Origin of the sequence: Tatumella sp. JGM94, assembly GCF_018257595.1 — a bacterium.
GTDB lineage: Bacteria > Pseudomonadota > Gammaproteobacteria > Enterobacterales > Enterobacteriaceae > Tatumella > Tatumella punctata.
In genome coordinates this window covers 477-23403 of sequence record NZ_JAERJN010000033.1, presented here as the reverse complement: position 1 = coordinate 23403, position 22927 = coordinate 477, and the positions used below count along the sequence as shown (strand labels likewise).

Sequence of the window (22927 nt, the reverse complement as noted above, 5' to 3'; positions counted from 1 at the left end):
GCAGCGGCGGAACGATCTGCCGCACAGGCCCGGAGTGCAGAGGGCGCGGCCGTTGCGCCCTTTGCCTGGTCGCCCGCAGCGGGGCAGCAAAAAATGACTTTACGTAATGGCGAACAGAACCCCGCCGGATTGATATGCGGCATACCCGTATCAGCGTTATCGATAGCCAGTGCTAATCCACCGCCTTCGGGCATAAGCGTCCGGCTCTGAGCATCTTCCTTCCGCCATCAGTGGCGGAGTTTCAGCAGCTGCGCTGCGGCGGACGGGTTAAGGCCCGGAGTGCAGAGGGCGCGGCCATTGCGCCCTTTGCCTGGTCGCCCGCAGCGGGACAGCAAAAAATAACTTTACGTAATGGCGAGCAGAACCCTGGCGGATTGATATATTGCATGTCAGCGCAAACGTTACGCCACAGCCCCCGGCCATTGTCCCCTGCCGAACGATCGGAATTTACTGAATTTCTGGCAACGCGGTGGTGATATCTGATAGTCAGCCGGGGGTCTTGCTATATACTGAAAAATTCCCTACCCCTTGTCCGGAGACTATTTTGCGCGTGCAACGCTCCCTTACCATTAAACAGATGGTCAATGTCTCCGCCTTAGCAATAGTCGTTGTCTGTCTGTTTATTACGGCCCAGCTATTTCATTTCGTACAACAGCGTAAAACTGAGTACACACAGCAGATGGAAAATATTGCCCGGACCGTGCGTCAGCCACTGGCAGACGCGGTACTTAAAGGAGATGCCCCGGCCGTAAAACAGTTATTAATGACACTGAAACCGGCAGGTATTCTCGGGCAGGCCGATATTCGTTTGCCGGAACAATTGACGGTATTGCATGTCGATTTTACTGACAATAAACCGGCGGAAGTTCCCGCATTAATTGCCCGGATTTTTCGGTTACCCGTACAGATAACCATCCCGCTCTATCCGACAGATCAGGCGAGTTTACCCCGGCCACTGGCCTCACTGGTATTAGTGGCTGATTCGGTGCGGGTGTATCAGTTTATCCTCAGTACATTATCCACGATGATGATGACTTATCTGTTGCTGGCATTTGTACTCTCCGTATCTGTCAGCTGGTTTATTAACCGGCTGATAATTCATCCTTTGCGGGATATTTGCCGTGATTTGCAGGACGCCCCTGGCGTTTTGCTAAAAATGCCGGTAAATCATCGGGATGATGAAATCGGGATTCTGGTGAGAACGGTTAACCGTCATCAGTCACTGTATGCACCGCAGCCGGTAAACAGCAGAATACTGCCTGACGGGGCGGCCTTACCGTTATCCTCCTGTCATGACATCCTGCGGCACTGCGATGAGAAAGACTATGAGCTCTGGCTCCAGCCTCTGATAAATATGAGAAGCGGGGCGCTGGTGGGGGCGGAAGCGTTGCTGCGGGTCCGCGGCGCGGATGGTTTGTATTCCCTGCCTGAAAATTTTATCACGACAGCAGAAGATACGGGCAGGATGCCAGAGCTTGGCCGCCGGGTATTTGAAGAGGCGTGCCGTATTGTTGCACACTGGCAATCACAGGGTGTCATGCTGCCTCTGAGTGTGAATACTTCAGCGCGGCAGTTACAGGACCCGCAGATGGTCAGTCATTTACAGCATCTGTTAAGTGAACTGAAGATTGACCCTGCCGGGCTGATACTGGAATTAACCGAAACAGCGCAGCTTGATGATACGGAAAGTGCGGTGGCATTACTGAAGTCTGTCGAACAAACCGGTATCTCGGTGGTACTGGATGATTTCGGTATGGGCTATTCGAATCTGCATTATTTACACCAGTTCCGTTCATTACCGTTAAAACGCCTGAAATTAGACCGCAGCTTTGTTGCCGGTCTGCCGGGTGATGATGTGATGGTACGTATCGTGGCTGCGGTGGCCAATATTCTGCAGCTGGATGTGGTTGCTGAGGGAGTGGAAACTATTCCACAGCGAGATGCTCTGCTGGCCAGAGGAATTGATATTGCTCAGGGGTACCTGTACTCCCCGGCACTTTCTGAGCCGCTGTTTAACCGTCAGTGGCTTAACCTGAGCTGACCGGTATCCGTGTACAACCGTGTGCCACGCCGGATAAGATCATCTGCTGCCTGGCGGTAACCTGTCTCCGGCGCAGGGTTTACTGTGAAAAAATAAGTCGTATTTCGGTTGTTTTACCCGCGACAGACCATATTTTACCGGTAATTGCGACTTTTCCCTGAATAATCCCGTTAATTTTTGCTTTTTCCTTGCTGCAATGTCTGACTTTTGGATAATAACGACCGAAATGTTCCGAATATTTTTTATGTTGCCATGCGACATCCGTGTTTTTATGTGGTCAAAAAAGCGATGCTCTATCAAAACAGTATCCGTAAACAGCGGAAGAATGTGTATGGCAATGAAATGTCAGTGAAAATTATAATTTTCACCATTTGAATGTAGGGGTTCACATGCAGGGCACCAAATTTATGCGCTGGATGGGGGGAGTTCTGCTGGTAGCCGTCAGTTTTACGCTGCATGCAGAAGCCCTCCAGCCAGATCCTGCCTGGCAACAGGGGAAACTTAAAAACGGTTTCAACTGGCAGGTGCTGGCGACACCACAGCGCCCTTCAGACAGTATCGAATTACGGTTAGTTGTCGAGAGCGGCTCTCTGAACGAAAGTCCGTTACAGACAGGCTACAGTCATTTACTCACCCGGCTGGCTTTGGTACATAATTCGGCTATCAGTGTGACACAGCAGCGTCAGTTATGGCAGCAGAGCATTGATAAGCGCAATGCTTTACCGCCCGCGGTCACATCCTATGATTTTACCCGCTATAACCTGAGTCTGCCGGCAAACCGTCCGGATTTGATAAAAGATGCGTTGCTGTGGTTATCAGCGACGGCGGGTGATATGGCGATCACTCCACAGATTGTTAACTCAGCATTAGCGGCTTCCGATCCGACGGCCACGTGGCCCGCCAATACCGCGGATGTCTGGTGGCGTTATCGCCTGCAAGGCTCGGCATTATTATCTCACGATCCGCAGGAAAACAGTGCACAGCCCGTTGATATTGCACAGTTAACAGACTTTTATCATACATGGTATACCCCGGATGCGATGACATTGTATGTGGTCGGTAATGTTGACAGCCGCGCAATCTCCGAACAAATCAGCAAGGCCTTTTCATCCCTGAAAGGACAGCGCAGTAGTCCGCCGTCTCTGGCCGTATTACCGCCTTTATCTTATCGGGCTGTGAATCTGACAGACAGCCAGGGGAGCGGAGACCGGTTGTCCCTGATTTGGGATATGCCCTGGTCGCCGATTACGGATTCCCAGTCCCTGCAACAATACTGGCTGAGTGATTTAGCCCGTGAGGTGCTTTACTGGCATCTGTTACCTGCTGATGCGGAGAAGGCCAGTGCCGATACCCGGTTCGGACTGGACTGTCGGGTATTTTATCAGCGTGCACAGTGTGGTTTAAATATTGATACAACGGCAGATAAATTAGCGGCACAGTCAGATAAGGTCGCTAGCGATTTTGCGGAATTACGCGATAATGGGTTGACTCAGCAGGAGTTTGATACGCTGATGTCCGGAAAACTGGCAGAACTGAATAGCCTGTTTGCGACCTATGCCCGCACCGGGACCAGTACTCTGATGGCACAGCGCCTGCGTTCACAACAGAATGCGGTCGTTGATATTTCTCCGGAACAGTATCAGCGTTTGCGGCAGGCATTCCTGGCAGGGCTGACTCTGGAGGCCCTGAATCATGAGTTGCATCAGCAACTCTCGCAGCCGGTGGCGATGGCGCTGGTTCAGCCTCAGGGCGAAGCAGAAATTCCGGTCAATGACCTGAAAGCCCGCTTTGATAAAATTACTGCTCTGGCACCCGTAACGGAGGACAGTGAACAGGGAACGGCGGTACCGGAAAGTAATCCGTAACAGGACGGCTGACGGATTTTTGGCCTGAGTGAGCTGAACCGGTTAATTACGCCACAACACTTTGATAATGTGGTAGCCAAAGCTGGTTTTTACCGGACCATAAGGAACCAGCAGCGGGCAGGAAAATACCGCTTTATCAAAGGCAGGAACCATCTGACCGCGACGGAATTCACCCAGTTCTCCGCCTTTCCGTCCCGACGGGCAGGCGGAGTGTTTTTTTGCCAGTTGCTGAAAGCTGGCGCCTTTTTGCAGGCGAAGCAGTAACTCTTTTGCCAGCGATTCTTCTTTGACCAGAATATGTAACGCGGCGGCTGTTTTGGCCATATCTCTGCTCCTTGATCTGAGATGTGTATACCCGGCCGCCTTATATACCATTCTTTAAGCTATCTACAGAGCGATTTTTTATGCGTTTAAACCCAGGTCAGCAACATGCTGTCGAGTATGTGACCGGTCCTTGTCTGGTGCTGGCGGGTGCCGGTTCCGGCAAGACCCGGGTGATCACCAACAAAATAGCCCACCTGATCCGTCACTGCGGATACCAGGCCCGGCATATTGCCGCCGTTACCTTTACTAATAAAGCCTCACGGGAAATGAAAGAACGTGTTGCCCAGACACTGGGACGTAAAGAGGCCCGTGGATTACTGATCTCGACGTTCCACACCCTGGGGCTGGAAATTATTAAACGTGAATACGCGGCATTGGGTATGAAATCCAATTTTTCACTGTTTGATGACCAGGACCAGCTGGCACTGCTGAAAGAACTGACCAGGCCATGGCTGGAAGAAGATAAAACCCTGCTGCAAAACCTGATTTCGACGATTTCTAACTGGAAAAATGACCTGGTGTCGCCCGCCGGCGCGGCTGATTTAGCCAGGTCGGCGCAGGATAATATTTTTGCCCACTGTTATCAGCTGTATGACCAGCATTTACGATCCTGTAATGTACTTGATTTTGATGATCTTATTTTATTGCCGACCTTATTATTACAGGAGAATGAGCAGGTCAGAGAGCGCTGGCAACAGCGTATCCGCTATCTGCTGGTGGATGAATACCAGGATACAAATACCAGTCAGTACCAGCTGGTAAAGCTGCTGACCGGCCAGCGTGCCAGATTTACGGTGGTCGGGGATGATGACCAGTCAATTTATTCATGGCGCGGGGCCCGGCCACAAAACCTGGTATTACTCAGCCAGGATTTCCCAAGCCTGGAGGTGATTAAACTGGAGCAGAATTACCGTTCTTCTCAGCGGATCCTGAAATCAGCCAATATTCTGATTGCCAATAATCCTCATGTATTCGAGAAAAAGCTGTTCTCGGAGCTGGGTGAAGGCAGCCAGCTAAAAGTGATCACTGCCAATAATGAAGATCATGAAGCTGAGCGGGTGACCGGTGAGCTGATTGCACATCATTTTATCGGCAAGACTCGTTATCGTGATTATGCAATCCTGTATCGGGGCAATCACCAGTCGCGGATATTTGAGAAGTTACTGATGCAGAACCGTATTCCGTATCGGATTTCCGGCGGCACCTCTTTCTTCTCCCGTCCTGAAATCAAGGATATGCTGGCTTATTTACGGGTGCTTACGAATCAGGAAGATGACAGCGCGTTTCTGCGGATCGTCAATACACCTCGCCGTGAAATTGGCCCTGCCACCTTACAAAAACTGGGAGAGTGGGCCTCGATCCGCAACAAAAGTCTGTTCCGTGCCAGTTTTGACCTCGGGCTGGCTGAACGCCTTCCTGCCCGCAGCCTTGAGCATTTACAGCGTTTTACTCACTGGCTGAACTCTCTGGTAACACTCAGTGAGCGTGAGCCAGTAGCGGCGGTCAGAGAACTGATTCAGGGAATTGACTACGAAAGCTGGTTATTTGAAAGCTCAGCCAGCCCGAAAGCCGCGGAAATGCGGATGAAAAACGTGAACACGCTGTTTCAATGGATGACAGAAATGCTTGAGGGCAGTGACCTTGACGAACCTATGACGCTGACTCAGGTGGTGACCCGTTTTACTCTGCGCGACATGATGGAGCGTGGTGAAAGTGATGATGATCAGGATCAGGTACAACTGATGACCCTGCATGCCTCAAAAGGGCTGGAATTCCCTTATGTGTTTCTGGTGGGTATGGAAGAAGGGCTGTTACCCCATCAGAGCAGCATTGATGAAAATAATATCGAAGAAGAACGGCGGCTGGCTTACGTGGGGATCACCCGTGCGCAAAAGGAACTGACATTTACCCTGTGCCGGGAGCGCCGGCAATACGGGGAGCAAATCCGACCTGAACCCAGCCGTTTTCTGCTTGAGTTGCCACAGGATGATTTAGTCTGGGAAGGCGAACGTAAACCAGTCAGCAGCGAACAACGGATGCTCAACAGCCAGAGCAGAGTTGCGGGTCTGCGGGCGATGCTGGAAAAATCTAAAAAGCAGGCGGACTGAAACTGACCGGCTGGCGCTGGCTGGCCGGTAATCTGTTTCAGCCCAGGGTCAGCTGCCAGTGTACATAACTTTGATAATGACTTTCCTGCTCCAGAAATTCGGCCCGTAGCGGGTGCGCTTCCAGCCAGCCGTCCGGCAGACTGAGATGCATGGCATCATCGTTTGCCTGCAGGCGTACCGCAGGCAGTGTATCGTCGCGGCGTCTGCTGGAGAAAATAATCGCCAGCCGGAGCAGACGGCAAATTCGTTCGGCGAGTCGGGGGGGCAGGGCATTTTGCCGGGTCAGTAACGCCAGATCAATATTGCCTTGCTGGTTTTCTAACAGGGAAGAAATCAGTTTCTTTTGGGCTGGTGTAAATCCGGGTAAATCGAGCGATTTCACCAGATAAGCCGCATGACGGGGGGCCTGACGGTGATCAACGCTCAGGCCAATTTCATGTATAGCACAGGCGCTGAGCAGTAATTCACGACATCGTGCATCGAGGTTCCAGCTGTGGCTGACCTGACGAAAAAAAGCATCGGCCAGTTGCTGTACCCGGGCGGCCTGTTCTCTGTCGATGGAAAAACGCCGCTGAACATTGTGCAGTGTCCGGTTGCGAATGTCTTTATCGATAGGCAGGCTGAGCATGCCGTAGACCAGGCCTTCCCGTAATGCGCCTCCGGCCAGGGTCATACTGTCGATTTGCAGTTCACAGAACACCGCGATCAGAATGGATAAACCACTCGGGAACACCAGCGCACGCTCCAGCGTCAGCCCCTCTATCTCCAGCTCTTCCAGTTTCCCGCACTGAATAGCCCGCTGCTTCAGTTGTTGCAATTTGCTGAGGGTAATCTGTTCGTCCATTCCCTGAGCAACCATGATTTCCTGCAATGCCTGCACGGTACCTGAAGCACCGACGCAAATTTCCCAGCCTTTTTGCCGGAGTACCGGACTGATGTGCCGGATATGCTCTCTGGCAGCCTGCTCTGCCTGTTCGAAATTTTCACGCGTCAGATAGCGGTCAGAAAAATAGCGTTCCAGCCAGGTGACACAGCCGATAGGCAAACTGAACAATGCGGTGGTGTCAGCGCCTGAACCGGTGACTAATTCGGTACTGCCGCCACCGATATCGACGACCAGACGCTGATCAGAGCCGCCGGTCGTATGTGCCACACCCTGATAAATCAGACGGGCTTCTTCTTCACCGCTGATGACTTCGACAGGGTTGCCCAGGATACGCTGAGCTGCAGACAGAAACTGTTGCGCATTGGTTGCCAGCCGCAGGGTGGCAGTTGCGACAACGCGGATTTGGCTGGCCGGGATATCCTGCAGTTGCTCTGCAAATAAACGCAAACATTGCCAGCCTCTGGCCATAGCTTCATCAGATAAGTGGTTATTCTGATCCAGCCCGTTGGCCAGCCGCACTTTACGCTTAATACGTGCGACCGTCTGGATGCTTCCGGAGATTTCACGCACCACCAGCATATGAAAGCTGTTAGAACCTAAATCAATAGCAGCATAAAGTGATGATGCGTTCTGCATAAGCGGGTTTAACCTGAACGTTTGCGGTTGTTATTGCGTGGAGGACCATTCCGACGGTTATTGTTATTATTACCCCTGCGGTTGTTATTCGCCGGACGACGAGCCAGGCGCTTAGGTGCAGGTAAATCTGTCAATAACGCGTCACTGTTGTATTTACTGACCGGAATACTGTGACCAATATACTCCTCAATGGCCGGTAAATTCAGCGCATATTCTTCGCAGGCCAGGCTGATAGAATGCCCGCTGGCACCTGCTCTCCCCGTCCGGCCAATACGGTGGACATAATCTTCACGGTCATCAGGCAGGTCGTAGTTAAAGACATGCGTAACTTCCGGAATATGCAAGCCACGGGCTGCAACGTCGGTTGCTACCAGGATATCCAGCTGTCCCCGGGTGAAATCTTCCAGAATACGCAGCCGTTTTTTCTGCGGAACATCACCGGTTAATAAGCCTGCACGGTGCCCGTCAGCGGCCAGGTGGCCCCAGACATCTTCACAACGGTGCTTGGTATTGGCAAAAATAATTGCACGGTCCGGCCATTCTTCTTCCACCAGCGATTGCAATAAACGCATCTTTTCTTCATTAGAAGGGTAGAAAAGCTCTTCTTTAATACGGTGGCCGGTTTTCTGTTCAGGCTCAACTTCGACATATTCTGCATTATTCATATATTCGAAGGCCAGTTCACGTACCCGCCATGACAGGGTCGCGGAAAACAGCATGTTCAGGCGCTGGGATGCCGCAGGCATACGGCGGAATAACCAGCGAATATCTTTGATAAAGCCGAGGTCAAACATCCGGTCTGCTTCATCAAGTACCACTACCTGAATGGCACTGAGGTCGATATAATTTTGTTTGGTGTAGTCGATCAGACGACCGGTGGTTCCGATCAGAATGTCTACACCCTGTTCCAGAACTTTCAGTTGTTTGTCATAGCCATCGCCGCCATAAGCCAGGCCGAGTCGCAACCCGGTGTTTTTGGCCAGAGGCTCGGCATCGGCATGGATCTGAACCGCCAGTTCGCGGGTCGGAGCCATGATTAATGCGCGGGGCTGATTCACTTTGTGGCCTTCGGCAACAGGATGAGACAGCAGATAATGGAACGCTGACGTCAGGAACGCCATCGTTTTGCCCGTACCGGTTTGCGCCTGACCCGCGATATCATGCCCCGAAAGGGTATACGGCAGTGCTAATGCCTGAATCGGTGTACAGTACTGAAATCCTTTATTATCAAGGGCTTCAATTACCTTAGGGTGCAGGGCGAAGTCGGAAAACTTCTTTTCTGTTAAGTGTGTTTTGCTCATAGTGTGGTAGAATATCAGCTTAATGTCGCTTTACGAAAGCGTATCCAATGAAATAAAGTCAACTTACATTGATTCATTATACGCCAATTCGCCAGGCATAATTTTGTGGAGCAAAACATGAGCAGCGATAAAATCGTTCACTTGACCGACGACAGTTTCGAAACCGACGTGCTGAAAGCAGACGGTGTGACACTGGTAGACTTCTGGGCTGAATGGTGCGGCCCTTGTAAAATGATCGCACCTATCCTCGATGAAGTTGCCGAAGAGTACCAGGGTAAACTGACCGTGGCGAAACTGAATATTGATGACAACCCGGGCACTGCGCCTAAGTATGGCATCCGTGGTATCCCCACTTTACTGTTATTTAAAGACGGTGAAGTGGCAGCCACTAAAGTGGGCGCACTATCTAAAGGCCAGTTAAAAGAGTTCCTGAACGCTAATCTGGGCTAAGATATCAATCAGACGCCAGTGGTGGTTTATTTTTGTGCTATCACTGGACGTCTGCTTTTTGTCGTGCTAAGTTATTTGAACTGCATTACGCTCTTACCAGTAGTCAGAATCTAAAAGATTTCCTTTGTTAAGCCAGTCTGTATTTCTATTAAGAACGGGTTAACAATCCGGTGGTTTACCACCACGTCGCACAAGGCCGTCTCGTCATAGTCTGTCGCTGTTTACTAACGACTCCGTTGTCGAGTTCAGAATTAATAATATTTCTATTTACAGGCATGGACTTTAGCCATACCACTCATGACAAACATTTCGAGTAACACCCCGAGTCAAGAACCCATCACTATGAATCTTACCGAACTAAAAAACACGCCGGTGTCTGAGCTGATTACTCTCGGCGAAAAAATGGGGTTGGAAAACCTCGCGCGTATGCGCAAACAGGACATTATTTTCGCCATCCTTAAGCAGCATGCCAAAAGTGGCGAAGACATCTTTGGTGATGGTGTACTGGAAATATTACAGGATGGATTTGGTTTCCTCCGTTCTGCAGACAGTTCTTACCTTGCCGGTCCTGATGATATTTATGTTTCGCCAAGCCAAATCCGCCGCTTTAACCTGCGGACAGGTGATACCATCGCCGGAAAAATTCGTCCGCCGAAAGAAGGCGAGCGTTATTTTGCGTTGCTGAAAGTTAACGAAGTTAACTATGACAAGCCGGAAAACGCCCGTAATAAAATTCTGTTCGAAAACCTGACACCGCTGCACGCCAACAATCGCTTACGTATGGAGCGTGGTAACGGTTCTACTGAAGATATTACCGCCCGTGTGCTGGATCTAGCCTCGCCAATCGGTCGTGGTCAGCGCGGACTGATTGTTGCTCCGCCAAAAGCGGGTAAAACCATGCTGTTGCAGAATATCGCTCAGAGCCTGGCTTACAACTACCCTGATTGTGAGCTGATGGTGCTGCTGATTGATGAACGTCCGGAAGAAGTGACCGAGATGCAGCGTCTGGTGAAAGGTGAAGTCGTTGCTTCCACCTTTGATGAGCCGGCATCCCGCCACGTTCAGGTCGCAGAAATGGTGATCGAAAAGGCCAAGCGTCTGGTTGAACACAAAAAAGATGTCATTATCCTGCTGGACTCAATTACCCGTCTGGCCCGTGCCTATAACACCGTCGTACCTGCGTCCGGTAAAGTACTTACCGGGGGTGTTGATGCTAACGCCCTGCATCGTCCGAAGCGTTTCTTCGGGGCAGCACGTAATGTGGAAGAGGGCGGCAGCCTGACTATCATTGCGACTGCACTGGTAGATACCGGCTCTAAAATGGATGAAGTTATCTATGAAGAGTTCAAAGGTACCGGTAATATGGAATTACACCTGTCGCGTAAAATTGCTGAGAAGCGTGTGTTCCCTGCGATAGATTACAACCGTTCAGGTACCCGTAAAGAAGAACTGCTGACCACGCCGGAAGAGCTACAGAAAATGTGGATCCTGCGTAAAATTATTCATCCGATGGGTGAGATTGATGCTATGGAGTTCCTGATCAACAAACTGGCGATGACCAAAACAAACGAAGAATTCTTCGATATGATGAAACGCTCGTAGTCTGCAGCGACAACAATAAGAATTTTTTGAAAGTACAAAAACGCCACGTCTTTACGTGGCGTTTTTGTTGATCAGGCTATAGCATTATCAGGAACAAAGGATTCTGTGAAGGAGTAACCTATGCGGACTGTCGTATCAGCGCAGAATGTCGCTGTCAGCACAGAACTCACTACCTGAATCAGAGTAAAACTTCAGAGCATGATGGTGTAGTGAGTATTCTAACTGAGAGCGATTAATGTGAATTTACTCAATATGGGTACTGAACTGGGACTGACATTTCTTTTTTCGCTGTGCTTCTTGTTCTTTGCCCGAAAAATAGCAAAGAGAGTGGGTCTGGTTGATAAACCTGATTACCGGAAGCGTCATCAGGGAGCTATCCCGCTGGTGGGCGGAATTTCAGTGTTTGCGGGGATCTGTTTTGCATTTTTGATCACCAGCAGCTATCAGCCCCACAGAGCGCTGTACCTGTTCTGCGCCGGGGTTCTGGTGCTGGTCGGTGCGCTGGATGACCGTTTTGATATCAGCGTGAAATTACGTGCGCTGGTACAGGCGGTGATTGCCATTATCATGATGATCTGGGCCAACAATTCGCTGATCAGTTTTGGCGGTATTATCGGCCCGGTTGACTTAAATGTCGGGCCTTTCGGCTATGTACTGACCTTATTTGCTGTCTGGGCGGCGATTAATGCTTTCAATATGGTCGATGGCATTGACGGATTACTCGGCGGTTTATCGTCAGTCAGCTTCGGAGCGCTGGGGATCATCCTGTGTCTGAAAGGGCAATATAGTCTGGCGTTCTGGTGCTTTGCGATGATTGCCGCAACACTCCCCTATATTCTGCTTAACCTCGGCCTGCTCGGCCGACGCTATAAAGTCTTTATGGGCGATGCCGGCAGTACCATGATTGGCTTTACGGTTATCTGGATCCTGCTGGCAACCACCCAGGGGGCCAGCCATGAGCTGCGTCCTGTGACTGCCCTGTGGATTATCGCAATTCCGCTGATGGATATGGTCGCGATTATGTACCGGCGGTTACATAAAGGGATGAGCCCGTTTTCTGCCGATCGTCAGCATATCCATCATTTAATTATGCGTGCCGGTTTCAGCTCGCGTCAGGCCTTTGTATTAATTACGCTGGCGGCGGCCTTGCTGGCCGCTATCGGGGTGACGGGAGAGTATCTGCCGGTGATCCCCGAGTGGGGCATGATGCTGCTGTTCCTGCTGGCCTTTTCAGCGTATGGCTATTGCCTGAAACATGCCTGGAGAGTGGCACGGTTACTCCGCAGGCTAAAACGTCGCTGGCATAACTTTCGCAATGCCCGCGGGCATGGTATCTGACACCCGTTTTTATCGTTAAAAGGATATCCGGAGATGGTTTCTTCCTCTGTGGAAAATGAGCTGAATATTCCACTGATTGCCAGCCGGTTGTGGCGCGGTAAAGTCTGGATTCTGGGACTGGCGCTGGCAGGTGCGCTGATTGCGCTGGCCTATGCCCGTCTGGCCAGCCAGGTATGGAGTGCGACTGCGACTGTCGACCGCCCTTCGGTCAGTCAGATAGCGAATTATTACAGCCTGCGTTTGTCGCTGGCAACGCTTGAAGACGAGAGTCTGCCTCCTCCGGCGGCGTCAACGGTAACAGATGAAGTCTATCAGCAATTTTTATTACAGTTATCCTCCCGGGACAGCCGGCGAGATTTCTGGCTACAGTCAGCGTATTTCCGTGACAGGCTGAAGGGACATCAATCGCAGCGTGCGACAATACTGGACCAACTGATCGGTGATATCCGCTTTCAGCCCGCGGAACCGGCCCGCGGGACCCGGGATACTCTGGTACTGCGGGCAGACAATGCGACATCTTCTGCGCAGCTACTGGACCAGTACGTGCAGTTTGCCAGTCAGCGTGCCGCGGCTCGTTTACGCAGTAATCTGCATGACGAGTGGAAGATTGCATGGCAGTCTCATCAGACGGCACTGGCACGCCAGCAATGGGTGGCTGAAACCGTGTTTGCACAGCAACGTCGTCAGCTTGAACAGGCGATAACCCGTGCCGGAAACGGACAGAGCGTATCTGTCACCGGACCTGATTCACAGACTATGCCGCCTGTCAGTAAACAGGTCCTGGAGGGCTGGCTGGCTAATTTACTGGCGAGCGGACCTGCCTATGACAGGCAGTATTTACAGAGTAAAGCATTGCTGGAAAGTCTGGGGCCGGAACCTGTCGTATCTGACAATCTGCCCACCTGGTGCTACCTGCGCTCACCTGAACCTCCGGCCAGTCGCGACAGCCCGCGGTTAGTTTTACTGGTTGTGCTGTGGGGAATGACCGGTGCATTTGCAGGGGCGGTGATTGCTGTTTCCCGCCGCCGGTAGCATGACGATAGCAGATAACACAGATTTTTGAATAATAAGGAAGCCAGCGTGAAAGTATTAACGGTATTTGGCACGCGCCCGGAAGCGATAAAAATGGCACCTCTGGTCAGTGCATTATCGGCGGATAATGAGATTGATGCCCGGCTCTGCGTCACTGCACAGCACCGCGAAATGCTGGACCAGGTGCTGAGACTTTTTAGCCTGAACCCGCAGTATGATCTGGACGTTATGCGTCCGGGTCAGGACCTTACCACCATAACCTGTCGTATACTGGCAGGTATGCAGCAGGTACTCACCGACTTTCGTCCTGATATTGTGCTGGTACATGGTGATACCACCACCACTATGGCTGTCAGCCTGGCAGCTTACTACCAGCGGATTGCCATCGGGCATATCGAAGCCGGTTTACGTACCGGAGATCTTTTTTCTCCCTGGCCTGAAGAAGGCAACCGTAAAGTGACCGGTCATCTGGCCAGATATCATTTTGCACCGACCCCCCGGGCACAACGCAACCTGCGACAGGAAAATATTCCTGCAGCAAATATCTTTGTGACCGGCAATACAGTCATTGATGCTTTATTGTGGGTCAGGGATAAAATTGAGCAGGACAGTGTCTTAGAACGGCAACTGTCGGCCTTATATCCGTTTCTGTCACCAGACCGGCCGATGATTCTGGTTACCGGACACCGGCGTGAAAGTTTCGGCGATGGCTTTGAACGGATTTGCAGTGCCCTTGCCGGACTGGCCATACAGTACCCTGATGTCCAGATAGTTTATCCGGTACATCTTAATCCGAATGTCAGTACCCCGGTAAACCGGATCCTGCGCGGCATCAGTAATATTTATCTGATTGATCCGCAAGACTATCTGCCGTTTGTCTGGTTAATGAATAAAGCCAGGCTGATCCTGACGGACTCTGGCGGAATTCAGGAAGAAGCTCCGGCTCTGGGTATTCCTGTACTGGTGATGCGCGATACGACAGAACGACCGGAAGCCGTGGATGCCGGAACGGTACGGTTAGTCGGTACTGATAGTGAGAAAATTATCACCGAAGTTTCACGGTTATTACAGGACCCTGATGCCTGGCGGCAAATGAGCCGTGCCCATAACCCTTATGGTAACGGTGATGCATGTCAGAAAATTATAAAAATATTAAAACAATACAGAGTGACGTTATGAGTTTTGACACCATTTCTGTTGTGGGCCTTGGCTATATCGGCCTGCCTACAGCAGCGATTTTTGCCTCCGGGAAAAAAAACGTTATTGGCGTTGATGTGAATCCCCATGCGGTGGATACCATTAATCGCGGAGAAATCCATATAGCCGAACCTCATCTGGCACAGGTGGTCAGAGACGCCGTAAAAGACGGTTATTTACGGGCGTCCCTGACACCGCAGCCAGCCGATGCATTTCTGATTGCAGTGCCGACTCCTTTCCGTGAGGGGCACCAGCCTGACTTACGTTATGTCCGTGCGGCCGCAGAATCGGTTGCAGCGGTACTCCGACAGGGTGACCTGGTGATTCTGGAGTCCACGTCCCCGGTCGGCACTACCGGACAGCTGGCAGACTGGCTGGCCGCACTTCGGCCTGACCTGACATTTCCGCACCAGGGACCGCAACCCGATATTCATATTGCGTATTGTCCGGAACGGGTATTACCGGGAAAAATTATGGCGGAGCTGGTGGACAATGACAGGGTGATTGGCGGTATGACCCCCGGCTGTGCAGCCAGAGCAAGTGAGCTCTACCGGCTCTTTTTGCGGGGTGACTGTGTTGAAACCGACGACCGTACCGCCGAAATGTGTAAGCTGACCGAAAACAGTTTTCGTGATGTGAATATCGCGTTTGCCAATGAATTATCAATGATTTGTGACCAGCAACAGATTAATGTCTGGCAACTGATTGCATTGGCGAACCGTCATCCGCGGGTAAATATACTGCAACCCGGGCCGGGTGTCGGAGGGCACTGTATTGCCGTCGATCCGTGGTTTATCGTGGCGCAGAACCCCCTGCACAGTCAGCTGATCCGTACCGCCCGGCAAGTTAATGACGCCAAACCGGGCTGGGTACTGAGTCAGGTAAAACAGCAGCTGGCTGACTGTCTGAATAGCACTTCACAACGGGCAGCCGACATCACCATTGCCTGTTTCGGACTGGCGTTTAAAGCCGATGTTGATGACTTGCGTGAAAGCCCGGCATTACAGGTGGTCAGGATGATCAGCGAGTGGCATCAGGGGCCGCTACTGGCAGTTGAACCGAATATTACCGGCTTACCGGCATCACTGAGCGCAGTGACGCTGACCGACAGTGATACGGCGCTGCAGCAGGCCGATATTCTGGTGATGCTGGTTGATCATCAGCCATTCAAAGGGATTGATAAACAGCAGCTGGCCGGGCGGCGTATTGTCGATACCCGCGGTCTCTGGACTTAGACCGGCATGGCCGGTACCCGCGGATATAATCATTTCGGAGGTGTGGATGCAACTCACTGGCAGTATTGTCCCGCTCGAATGGGAATCTGCATTTTTTGGTTACCCTGTCGGCCAGTTCATCCCGGGCGGTGATCAGTGGTTTCAGCCAGCGCTGGCTGAACACTATCGTTTATTACAGACCAGGATAGCCGCAGACGACTATCAGGCACTTACCGTTGCCGGACAACTGGGATTTCAGCTGGCGGAAGGTGAAGCCGTTCTGGTTCTGGACCTGCAGCACACGGAACGTCAGCCCGGCATCCGTATTGCGCGGCAATCCCTGATCCCCGAATTACGGCAGGCTGCGTGCGACGCATTTCAGCACAGCCGCTTCCGTGCCCCCTGGTTTGCCGACGCAGACGGCCAGCGTTTTTATGCTCAGTGGATAGAAAATGCGGTGACCGGACAGTTTGATGACCAGTGCCTGATCGCCTGCGGAGATGCCGGAGAACTACAGGGCTTTGTCTCGGTGCGTGAAACCGGTGCAGATGCACGGATTGGGCTGTTATCCGTATTACCGGCGGCGCGTGGCAAAGGTATCGGGCAGCGGTTACTGTTAGCTGCTGCGGACTGGGCGCGGGTAAGACGCCTGAAACAGCTGCATATCACTACTCAGCTGAGTAATCTGGCTGCAATGCGCTTATATCTGCGCAGCGGTGCCCGGCTGGAACACACAGCCTATTGGTTATACAGGAAAAACAATGATCCCCTTTAACTCTCCGCCGGTGACAGGCAGTGAAATTGACTATATGCAGTCAGCGATGGCCAGTGGCAAGCTGAGCGGTGACGGAGGCTTTACCCGCCGCTGTCAGCAATGGATGGAACAGCGTTTTTCCAGCCATAAAGTATTGCTGACTCCCTCCTGTACTGCTTCTCTGGAAATGGCCGCGCTGCTGATCAATATCATGCCGGGTGATGAAGTGATTATGCCCAGTTATACCTTTGTCTCGACGGCCAATGCATTTGTATTGCGCGGTGCGACAATCGTATTTGTTGATATCCGCCCGGATACACTGAATATTGATGAAAGTCTGATAGAAGCCGCCATTACCGAAAAAACCCGTGCAGTCGTGGCAGTGCATTACGCCGGGGTCGCCTGTGAAATGGATACCCTTGTGCAGATCTGTGAAAAACACCGTCTGTACCTGATTGAAGATGCGGCTCAGGCGGTGATGTCCTGCTATAAAGGCCGGCCACTGGGGTCGATAGGCCATATCGGTTGTTTTAGTTTCCACGAAACCAAAAACTATACTGCCGGCGGAGAGGGGGGCGCGACACTGATTAATGATCCGGCACTGGTTGCCAGAGCTGAAATTATCCGTGAAAAAGGCACTAACCGCAGCCAGTTTTTCCGGGGACAGACGGATAAATACACCTGGCGTGACCTGGGGTCCAGCTATCTGATGTCTGATTTACAGGCGGCCTATCTGTGGGCCCAGCTGGAAGTCGCTGATCAGATAAACCAGCGCCGGCTGGCCTTATGGGAACAATATTACACAGCACTGACGCCGCTGGCGCAGCAGGGCAGGTTATCCCTGCCGGAAGTTCCTGCAGGCTGTACCCATAACGCCCATATGTTTTATATTCGTCTGGCGGATAACCACCTGCGCTCGCGGCTGATCGACTGGATGAAAGAAGCCGAAATTCTCGCGGTATTCCACTATATCCCGTTACACAGTTCTCCCGCAGGACGGCAGTTTGGCCGTTTTCACGGGGAGGACCGTTATACAACGGTTCAGAGCGAACGACTGCTGCGGCTGCCATTGTTTTATAACCTGTCGGATAACAATCAGAAAACGGTTATCGGCTCACTGATGAGTTTTCTGCGCTGATGTCACTGGCGAAAGCATCTGTCTGGACGTCTTTTTCTACACTGGTGAAAATTCTTTCCGGATTACTGGTGGTTAAATTTATGGCCGTCAGTTACGGACCCGAAGGGATTGGCCAGGCGGCTAATTTCCGGCAACTGATCACTGTTCTGGGGGTGCTGGCGGGCGCCGGGATTTTTAACGGTGTTACCCGTTATGTTGCCGAATATCAGCAACAACCCGAAATGCTCCGTTCACTGACTGCCACTTCGGCAGGGATTGTCCTGGTCTTTTCTTTATTACTTGCAGCGGTCTTAAGTCTTGCCGCATCCCCTGTCAGCCAGATACTGTTTGGCAGTGATCAGTACCGGCAAGTGATCCGTATTGTGGCATTTCTGCAAATAGGCATTGCCTGGGCGAATCTGCTACAGGCATATCTGAAAGGATTTCGTAATGCGCGGAGTCATGCGCTGGTGGTGGCTGCCGGCAGTCTGCTGGGGGTTTTAGGCTATCTGCTGTGCTGGCTGGCGGGAGGTTATAGTGGTGCACTGACGGGGCTGGCGCTGGTACCGGCCATCAGCCTGCTGCCTGCCATCTGGTTACTGAAATCCGCTACCGGCCTGCAATGGCGCTGGTTTATGCCTCGCTGGCATACCTCACTGGTGTTACGCCTGCTTAAATATACGCTGATGGCGGTAATGACTGCAGTCACTGTACCGGTCGGCTGGGTGATGATGCGTAATCTGCTGGCAGCACAGTCAGGCTGGCAACAGGTAGGGCTGTGGCAGGGGGTCAGTGGTATTTCAGATGCGTGGCTGCAATTTATTACCGCGACTTTCAGTGTCTGGTTGTTGCCGACCCTGGCAAAACAGCGCAGTAAACAGGATATCGGGCGTGAAATTTATCGTGCTCTGCGTTTTGTTCTGCCGGTGGTTGCGGGGGTGGCGATACTGGTCTGGTTACTGCGAGATATTGCTATCTGGTTGTTATTTTCTGCGAAGTTCGATGCAATGCGGGATCTTTTCGGCTGGCAACTGGCCGGTGATTTTTTTAAAGTCGGTGCCTACGTATTTGGTTACCTGGTTATTGCCAAAGCATCTCTCCGTTTTTACCTGCTTACGGAAGTCAGCCAGTTTATTTTGCTGATTGCCAGCTCATACTGGCTGATCCCGTTACACGGTGTCAGCGGTGCGGTGCAGGCCTATTGTCTTACTTATATGATTTATTTTGCCCTTTGCGCGGGCGTATTTATGTGCTGGTACCGAAAATGACAAGCTTAATCCATCTGCTCGGGTCTGATATCCCACACCATAACCTGACATTGCTGCGTTTCTTTGACCAGCAACTGTCGGTACAGGTGCCGTCCGCGGCGGCGAGAAAGTTTATGGTTGTCAGCTGTGACAGCCAGTCGCTGAGCGGATTCAGTCACCTCGAGGTGCAGATATTCCCCGATAAAAAAAGCCTGGCACGGGCTGTGATCCGGCTGGCGAAAAATAAACAACAACGTTTTTTTTGCCACGGCCAGTTTAATCCCTGGCTCTGGCTGGCGTTATATGGACGCAAAATATCCCGTCATCAGTTGTACTGGCATATCTGGGGTGCCGATCTGTATGAGGATTCTCATCAGCTCCGTTTCCGGTTGTTTTATGTTGTGCGGCGTATGGCCCGTAAACGGGTTGCCGGTATTCTGGCAACCCGTGGTGATATTAATTATTTTCGGCAGCGTGTGCCTTCAGTTGCCGCTGCTTTACTGTATTTTCCGGCCAGGATGCCGGTATCTGGCCCGGCAGCCCCCCCGCTGAACGGCGATCGGCCATTGACGATTCTGGTCGGAAACTCCGGGGATCCGACCAATCGTCATGCTGAAGCGCTGACGGACATTTATCAGCAGTTCGGCAGTAATGTCAGTGTCATTCTGCCGATGGGCTACCCGGCAGGTAATCAGGCGTATATTGAAAAAGTCCGTGCGGTTGCCGAACGCTATTTTACTAGCGGACAGGTGACATTGCTGACCGGGACACTGGACTTTGCTGACTATCAGGCCCTGCTGGCGCGTTGTCAGCTGGGCTATTTTATTTTTAAACGTCAGCAGGGAATCGGTACCCTCTGTTTACTGATTGAAAAGAATATCCCGTTTGTTATCAGCCGGGATAATCCATTCTGGCAGGATCTTGCCGAACAGAAACTCCCTGTATTATTTCGTGGAGACAAGCTGGACCCGGACACCATCAATGAGGCCAGACGGCAGCTGATAAGCTGCGATAAGCAGCAGATTGCCTTTCTTTCTCCCGGCTATCTGGCGGGCTGGTGTGAGATATTACAACGGCTTGAAGAAGGGAAAGCACTATGAGCTTATTACAGTTTTCAGGGCTGTCGGTGGTTTACCTCTGCTGCCTGACATTTGTACTGGTACTGGCGGGAAAAGAGTTTCGTCGTGAACGGTTTAATTTTCACCTGTTTTTCTCTTTATTGTTTCTGCTGACCTTTTACTTTGGTTTTCCTCTGACAGCACTGCTGGTCTTCTGTTTTGATACGCCGGTAGTGGCACCCGAATATTTGTTACAGGCGCTGCTATCGGCCACCCTGTTTTATGGTGTTTATTATCTTGCTTATAAAGTCAGGATACGCCGTCCTGAGGTGACACCGGCGGCACCCTTGCTGCAGATGAACAGGGTGGAAACCCTGATTTTCTGTGGTTTACTGGCACTGATTGCTATCGGTACGGTGACTGTTTTTTTTATGCATAACGGTTTCCTGTTGTTCAGGCTCAGTGCTTATAACCAGATATTTTCCCGACAGGTGTCCGGTGTGGCACTGAAACGGTTCTTCTACTTTTTTATACCGGCGATGCTGATTATCTATTTTCTGCGGCCGACCCGGCAACGCTGGTTAATGTTTCTGGTATGTACGGTCAGCTTCGGATTACTGACATATCTTATTGTCGGGGGCACCCGGGCGAATATTATTATCGCCTTTGCTTTGTTTCTGTTTATCGGTATCACCCGTGGCTGGATTAGCCTGACGATGCTGGTCTCCGCCGGGGTATTGTCGGTGGCGGGGATGTTCTGGCTGGCTTTGAAACGTTATAACCTGCATGTTTCCGGAGAGGAAGCTTTCCATACTTTTCTTTATCTGACCCGCGATACTTTTTCGCCCTGGGAAAACCTGGCATTGCTCCTCAGCCAGTATCACCGGATTGAATTTCAGGGGCTTGCGCCGATGTGGCGGGATTTTTATGTTTTTATCCCTGGCTGGCTGTGGCATGACCGCCCGGCAGAGATACTGAACAGCGCTAATTACTTTACTCGTGATGTGTTGCATAACCATTCAGGACTGGCGATTTCACCGACCCTGATTGGATCACTGGTGGTGATGGGGGGCGGCTGGTTGCTGATGCCGGGGGCTATTGTGGTGGGGTTTATTATCAAGGCCTTCGACTTTATCTACCGGCGTGCTTTGCAGGAAACTAACCGTTACAGCGCTGCAGTACTGCAGAGTTTTTGTTTCGGGGCTATTTTCAATATGATCGTGCTGGCCCGGGAGGGTCTGGATGCCTTCGGGTCGAGAATCGTATTCTTTGGTGTCATTTTCCTGTTTTGCCTCGCGATGGCCAAAATAGTCTTTCGATTGCTGGACAGTCACGGGCTTATCCGTCAGCGCAACAGGCAGGGCAGTGATCGGTTTTTCAGCATTGAAGATGTATAACAGCAGGACAGTAAGGTAATGAGTAAATACCCGGAGTTCCCGCCTTACCGGATCAGGGGCATACCACTTTATGGTTTTAGTTCGATAGCCCGGTTCGCTGATTTTCTGATACCGGCACAGCATCCACGTTACGGCATGCTGGTAGCGATTAATGCGGAGAAGGTACTGAGCGCCGAAAAAGACCCGCAATTACGTCAGATACTGTCTGAGGCGGCATTTAACTATGCTGATGGGATCAGTATTGTCCGGTCTGTACGGAAAAAATATCCCGGCAGCACAATCAGCCGGATAGCCGGAGTGGATCTCTGGCAGGTGCTGATGCAAAGAGCCGCTGAGCAAGGCGTTCCGGTATTTCTGGTGGGAGGTAAATCAGAGGTGCTGCAACAGACCTGCGACAAATTACGTCGTCACTGGCCGATCCGGATTGCAGGTCAGCAGGATGGCTATTTTTCTGAGCAGCAAACGGCGGCAGTAATACAGGCAATTGCTGACAGTGGTGCAGGCATTGTGACCGTGGCGATGGGATCACCCCGTCAGGAACTGTTTATCAGACGCTGCCAGGCTGTTTATCCTGAGGCGCTGTATATGGGGGTCGGCGGTACCTATGATGTTTTCAGTGGTATTGTGAAGCGTGCTCCTGTTATCTGGCAGAAGCTGGGGCTGGAATGGTTATACCGTCTGATTAAACAGCCTTCGCGCTGGCGGCGGCAACTGCAGCTTTTACGCTATCAAAAATATCACTGGCGGGGTGAACTCTAGAATAGCCTGCGATAATGGCACAAAATATGCGCCTAATGCTGAATATTCAGACAAAACGCACAAACGATAAGCAAATAAATAATTTTATTAAAAAAGCACTAGACAGGATCAGCTCAACCCCGTAATATCCGCATCCGCAACGGCGCTAAGCGCCCGTAGCTCAGCTGGATAGAGCGCTGCCCTCCGGAGGCAGAGGTCTCAGGTTCGAATCCTGTCGGGCGCACCATTTTTGGTTGGCGTAAGAGCTGCGGTTATTTACCGCGAGAGTAGTAAAGGTGTTTTTAGCATCGTTGTAAGAAGTAAGAAAGATATGGTGGCTATAGCTCAGTTGGTAGAGCCCTGGATTGTGATTCCAGTTGTCGTGGGTTCGAGTCCCATTAGCCACCCCATTTTTTGCTGGTTATGCGAAGGTGGCGGAATTGGTAGACGCGCTAGCTTCAGGTGTTAGTGTCTTAACGGACGTGAGGGTTCAAGTCCCTCTCTTCGCACCAGGCAAAAAACAGAGGTAAGCAGTAAGCAGTATTTCGGCGAGTAGCGCAGCTTGGTAGCGCAACTGGTTTGGGACCAGTGGGTCGGAGGTTCGAATCCTCTCTCGCCGACC

19 protein-coding genes and 4 tRNA genes are annotated in these 22927 nt (G+C 51.5%); 19 read left to right on the top strand and 4 right to left on the bottom strand.

The window, feature by feature from the left end:
- Positions 1 to 194: hypothetical protein (locus tag JK216_RS16615; protein ID WP_212715390.1), on the bottom strand; the 194-nt coding region annotated here is incomplete at its 3' end.
- 350 nt (positions 195 to 544) lie between these two features.
- On the opposite strand from JK216_RS16615, the gene JK216_RS16610 reads away from it, so the two are divergent.
- The gene (locus JK216_RS16610) at positions 545 to 2041 is read left to right on the top strand and encodes an EAL domain-containing protein (protein WP_212709495.1); all 1497 of its coding nucleotides are present in this window, start codon (positions 545 to 547) and stop codon (positions 2039 to 2041) included.
- 389 nt (positions 2042 to 2430) lie between these two features.
- Positions 2431 to 3906 carry a pitrilysin family protein gene (locus JK216_RS16605; RefSeq protein WP_212712126.1) on the top strand — a complete coding sequence of 492 codons (1476 nt, stop codon included), beginning with the start codon at positions 2431 to 2433 and terminating at the stop codon, positions 3904 to 3906.
- Between the two features lie 42 nt (positions 3907 to 3948).
- On the opposite strand, the gene ppiC is transcribed toward JK216_RS16605, so the two are convergent.
- Entirely contained in the window at positions 3949 to 4230 is a 282-nt protein-coding gene (gene ppiC, locus JK216_RS16600; RefSeq protein ID WP_212709497.1) for a peptidylprolyl isomerase PpiC, read from the bottom strand.
- A gap of 80 nt (positions 4231 to 4310) precedes the next feature.
- On the opposite strand from ppiC, the gene rep reads away from it, so the two are divergent.
- Positions 4311 to 6338: a DNA helicase Rep gene (gene rep, locus JK216_RS16595; protein WP_212712125.1), complete on the top strand. Its 2028-nt coding sequence runs from the start codon at positions 4311 to 4313 to the stop codon at positions 6336 to 6338.
- Positions 6339 to 6375: 37 nt separating this feature from the next.
- Here rep and gppA read toward each other — a convergent pair whose 3' ends face one another.
- Together gppA and rhlB are read right to left on the bottom strand one after the other, a co-directional pair.
- A complete protein-coding gene (gppA, locus tag JK216_RS16590) occupies positions 6376 to 7860 on the bottom strand; it encodes a guanosine-5'-triphosphate,3'-diphosphate diphosphatase (protein WP_212709499.1) in 1485 nt (494 codons plus the stop codon).
- Positions 7861 to 7868: 8 nt separating this feature from the next.
- Positions 7869 to 9161 carry an ATP-dependent RNA helicase RhlB gene (gene rhlB, locus JK216_RS16585; RefSeq protein ID WP_212709500.1) on the bottom strand — a complete coding sequence of 431 codons (1293 nt, stop codon included), beginning with the start codon at positions 9159 to 9161 and terminating at the stop codon, positions 7869 to 7871.
- A gap of 117 nt (positions 9162 to 9278) precedes the next feature.
- Between rhlB and trxA the strand changes: the two genes are divergently transcribed.
- The 16 genes from trxA (at position 9279) to JK216_RS16505 (ending at position 22925) form a co-directional block, all read left to right on the top strand.
- A complete protein-coding gene (trxA, locus tag JK216_RS16580) occupies positions 9279 to 9611 on the top strand; it encodes a thioredoxin TrxA (RefSeq protein WP_212709501.1) in 333 nt (110 codons plus the stop codon).
- Positions 9612 to 9953: 342 nt separating this feature from the next.
- Complete coding sequence (gene rho, locus JK216_RS16575) at positions 9954 to 11213, top strand: transcription termination factor Rho (protein WP_212709502.1); 1260 nt, start codon at positions 9954 to 9956, stop codon at positions 11211 to 11213.
- 252 nt (positions 11214 to 11465) lie between these two features.
- Positions 11466 to 12551, top strand: coding sequence for a UDP-N-acetylglucosamine--undecaprenyl-phosphate N-acetylglucosaminephosphotransferase (wecA, locus tag JK216_RS16570; protein ID WP_212712127.1), 1086 nt, complete (start codon positions 11466 to 11468; stop codon positions 12549 to 12551).
- 33 nt (positions 12552 to 12584) lie between these two features.
- Positions 12585 to 13583, top strand: a complete 999-nt coding sequence (locus tag JK216_RS16565) for a Wzz/FepE/Etk N-terminal domain-containing protein (RefSeq protein ID WP_212712124.1) — start codon at positions 12585 to 12587, stop codon at positions 13581 to 13583.
- A gap of 48 nt (positions 13584 to 13631) precedes the next feature.
- Complete coding sequence (gene wecB, locus JK216_RS16560) at positions 13632 to 14762, top strand: UDP-N-acetylglucosamine 2-epimerase (non-hydrolyzing) (RefSeq protein WP_212709504.1); 1131 nt, start codon at positions 13632 to 13634, stop codon at positions 14760 to 14762.
- Positions 14759 to 16015 (top strand): UDP-N-acetyl-D-mannosamine dehydrogenase, encoded by a 1257-nt coding sequence (gene wecC / locus JK216_RS16555; protein ID WP_212710996.1) that lies wholly within the window; start codon positions 14759 to 14761, stop codon positions 16013 to 16015. The genes wecB and wecC overlap by 4 nt, the downstream gene beginning before the upstream one ends.
- A 46-nt stretch (positions 16016 to 16061) precedes the next feature.
- Positions 16062 to 16769, top strand: coding sequence for a dTDP-4-amino-4,6-dideoxy-D-galactose acyltransferase (gene rffC, locus JK216_RS16550; RefSeq protein ID WP_212709506.1), 708 nt, complete (start codon positions 16062 to 16064; stop codon positions 16767 to 16769).
- Positions 16756 to 17886: a dTDP-4-amino-4,6-dideoxygalactose transaminase gene (rffA, locus tag JK216_RS16545; protein WP_212709507.1), complete on the top strand. Its 1131-nt coding sequence runs from the start codon at positions 16756 to 16758 to the stop codon at positions 17884 to 17886. The genes rffC and rffA overlap by 14 nt, the downstream gene beginning before the upstream one ends.
- Positions 17886 to 19133, top strand: a complete 1248-nt coding sequence (wzxE, locus tag JK216_RS16540; protein WP_212710995.1) for a lipid III flippase WzxE — start codon at positions 17886 to 17888, stop codon at positions 19131 to 19133. Before rffA ends, wzxE begins: the two co-directional genes overlap by 1 nt.
- Positions 19130 to 20212, top strand: coding sequence for a TDP-N-acetylfucosamine:lipid II N-acetylfucosaminyltransferase (locus JK216_RS16535; RefSeq protein ID WP_212712123.1), 1083 nt, complete (start codon positions 19130 to 19132; stop codon positions 20210 to 20212). Before wzxE ends, JK216_RS16535 begins: the two co-directional genes overlap by 4 nt.
- On the top strand, positions 20209 to 21567 hold the full coding sequence (wzyE, locus tag JK216_RS16530) for an ECA oligosaccharide polymerase (RefSeq protein ID WP_212709510.1): 1359 nt from the start codon (positions 20209 to 20211) through the stop codon (positions 21565 to 21567). The genes JK216_RS16535 and wzyE overlap by 4 nt, the downstream gene beginning before the upstream one ends.
- Before the next feature lie 18 nt (positions 21568 to 21585).
- Positions 21586 to 22326, top strand: a complete 741-nt coding sequence (gene wecG, locus JK216_RS16525; protein WP_212709511.1) for a lipopolysaccharide N-acetylmannosaminouronosyltransferase — start codon at positions 21586 to 21588, stop codon at positions 22324 to 22326.
- Between the two features lie 149 nt (positions 22327 to 22475).
- A tRNA-Arg gene (locus tag JK216_RS16520) sits at positions 22476 to 22552 on the top strand.
- 87 nt (positions 22553 to 22639) lie between these two features.
- Positions 22640 to 22715 (top strand) — tRNA-His (locus JK216_RS16515).
- Positions 22716 to 22730: 15 nt separating this feature from the next.
- Positions 22731 to 22817 (top strand) — tRNA-Leu (locus JK216_RS16510).
- Positions 22818 to 22851: 34 nt separating this feature from the next.
- A tRNA-Pro gene (locus tag JK216_RS16505) sits at positions 22852 to 22925 on the top strand.
- Positions 22926 to 22927 lie beyond the last annotated feature (2 nt).

What these genes read in the sequence shown, in the direction of transcription:
- JK216_RS16605 (WP_212712126.1), top strand. Translation starts at nt 2,431, where the DNA reads ATGCAGGGCACCAAATTTATGCGCTGGATGGGGGGAGTTCTGCTGGTA.
- ppiC (WP_212709497.1), bottom strand. Translation starts at nt 4,230, where the DNA reads ATGGCCAAAACAGCCGCCGCGTTACATATTCTGGTCAAAGAAGAATCG.
- rep (WP_212712125.1), top strand. Translation starts at nt 4,311, where the DNA reads ATGCGTTTAAACCCAGGTCAGCAACATGCTGTCGAGTATGTGACCGGT.
- gppA (WP_212709499.1), bottom strand. Translation starts at nt 7,860, where the DNA reads ATGCAGAACGCATCATCACTTTATGCTGCTATTGATTTAGGTTCTAAC.
- rhlB (WP_212709500.1), bottom strand. Translation starts at nt 9,161, where the DNA reads ATGAGCAAAACACACTTAACAGAAAAGAAGTTTTCCGACTTCGCCCTG.
- trxA (WP_212709501.1), top strand. Translation starts at nt 9,279, where the DNA reads ATGAGCAGCGATAAAATCGTTCACTTGACCGACGACAGTTTCGAAACC.
- rho (WP_212709502.1), top strand. Translation starts at nt 9,954, where the DNA reads ATGAATCTTACCGAACTAAAAAACACGCCGGTGTCTGAGCTGATTACT.
- wecA (WP_212712127.1), top strand. Translation starts at nt 11,466, where the DNA reads ATGGGTACTGAACTGGGACTGACATTTCTTTTTTCGCTGTGCTTCTTG.
- JK216_RS16565 (WP_212712124.1), top strand. Translation starts at nt 12,585, where the DNA reads ATGGTTTCTTCCTCTGTGGAAAATGAGCTGAATATTCCACTGATTGCC.
- wecC (WP_212710996.1), top strand. Translation starts at nt 14,759, where the DNA reads ATGAGTTTTGACACCATTTCTGTTGTGGGCCTTGGCTATATCGGCCTG.
- rffC (WP_212709506.1), top strand. Translation starts at nt 16,062, where the DNA reads ATGCAACTCACTGGCAGTATTGTCCCGCTCGAATGGGAATCTGCATTT.
- rffA (WP_212709507.1), top strand. Translation starts at nt 16,756, where the DNA reads ATGATCCCCTTTAACTCTCCGCCGGTGACAGGCAGTGAAATTGACTAT.
- wzxE (WP_212710995.1), top strand. Translation starts at nt 17,886, where the DNA reads ATGTCACTGGCGAAAGCATCTGTCTGGACGTCTTTTTCTACACTGGTG.
- JK216_RS16535 (WP_212712123.1), top strand. Translation starts at nt 19,130, where the DNA reads ATGACAAGCTTAATCCATCTGCTCGGGTCTGATATCCCACACCATAAC.
- wzyE (WP_212709510.1), top strand. Translation starts at nt 20,209, where the DNA reads ATGAGCTTATTACAGTTTTCAGGGCTGTCGGTGGTTTACCTCTGCTGC.
- wecG (WP_212709511.1), top strand. Translation starts at nt 21,586, where the DNA reads ATGAGTAAATACCCGGAGTTCCCGCCTTACCGGATCAGGGGCATACCA.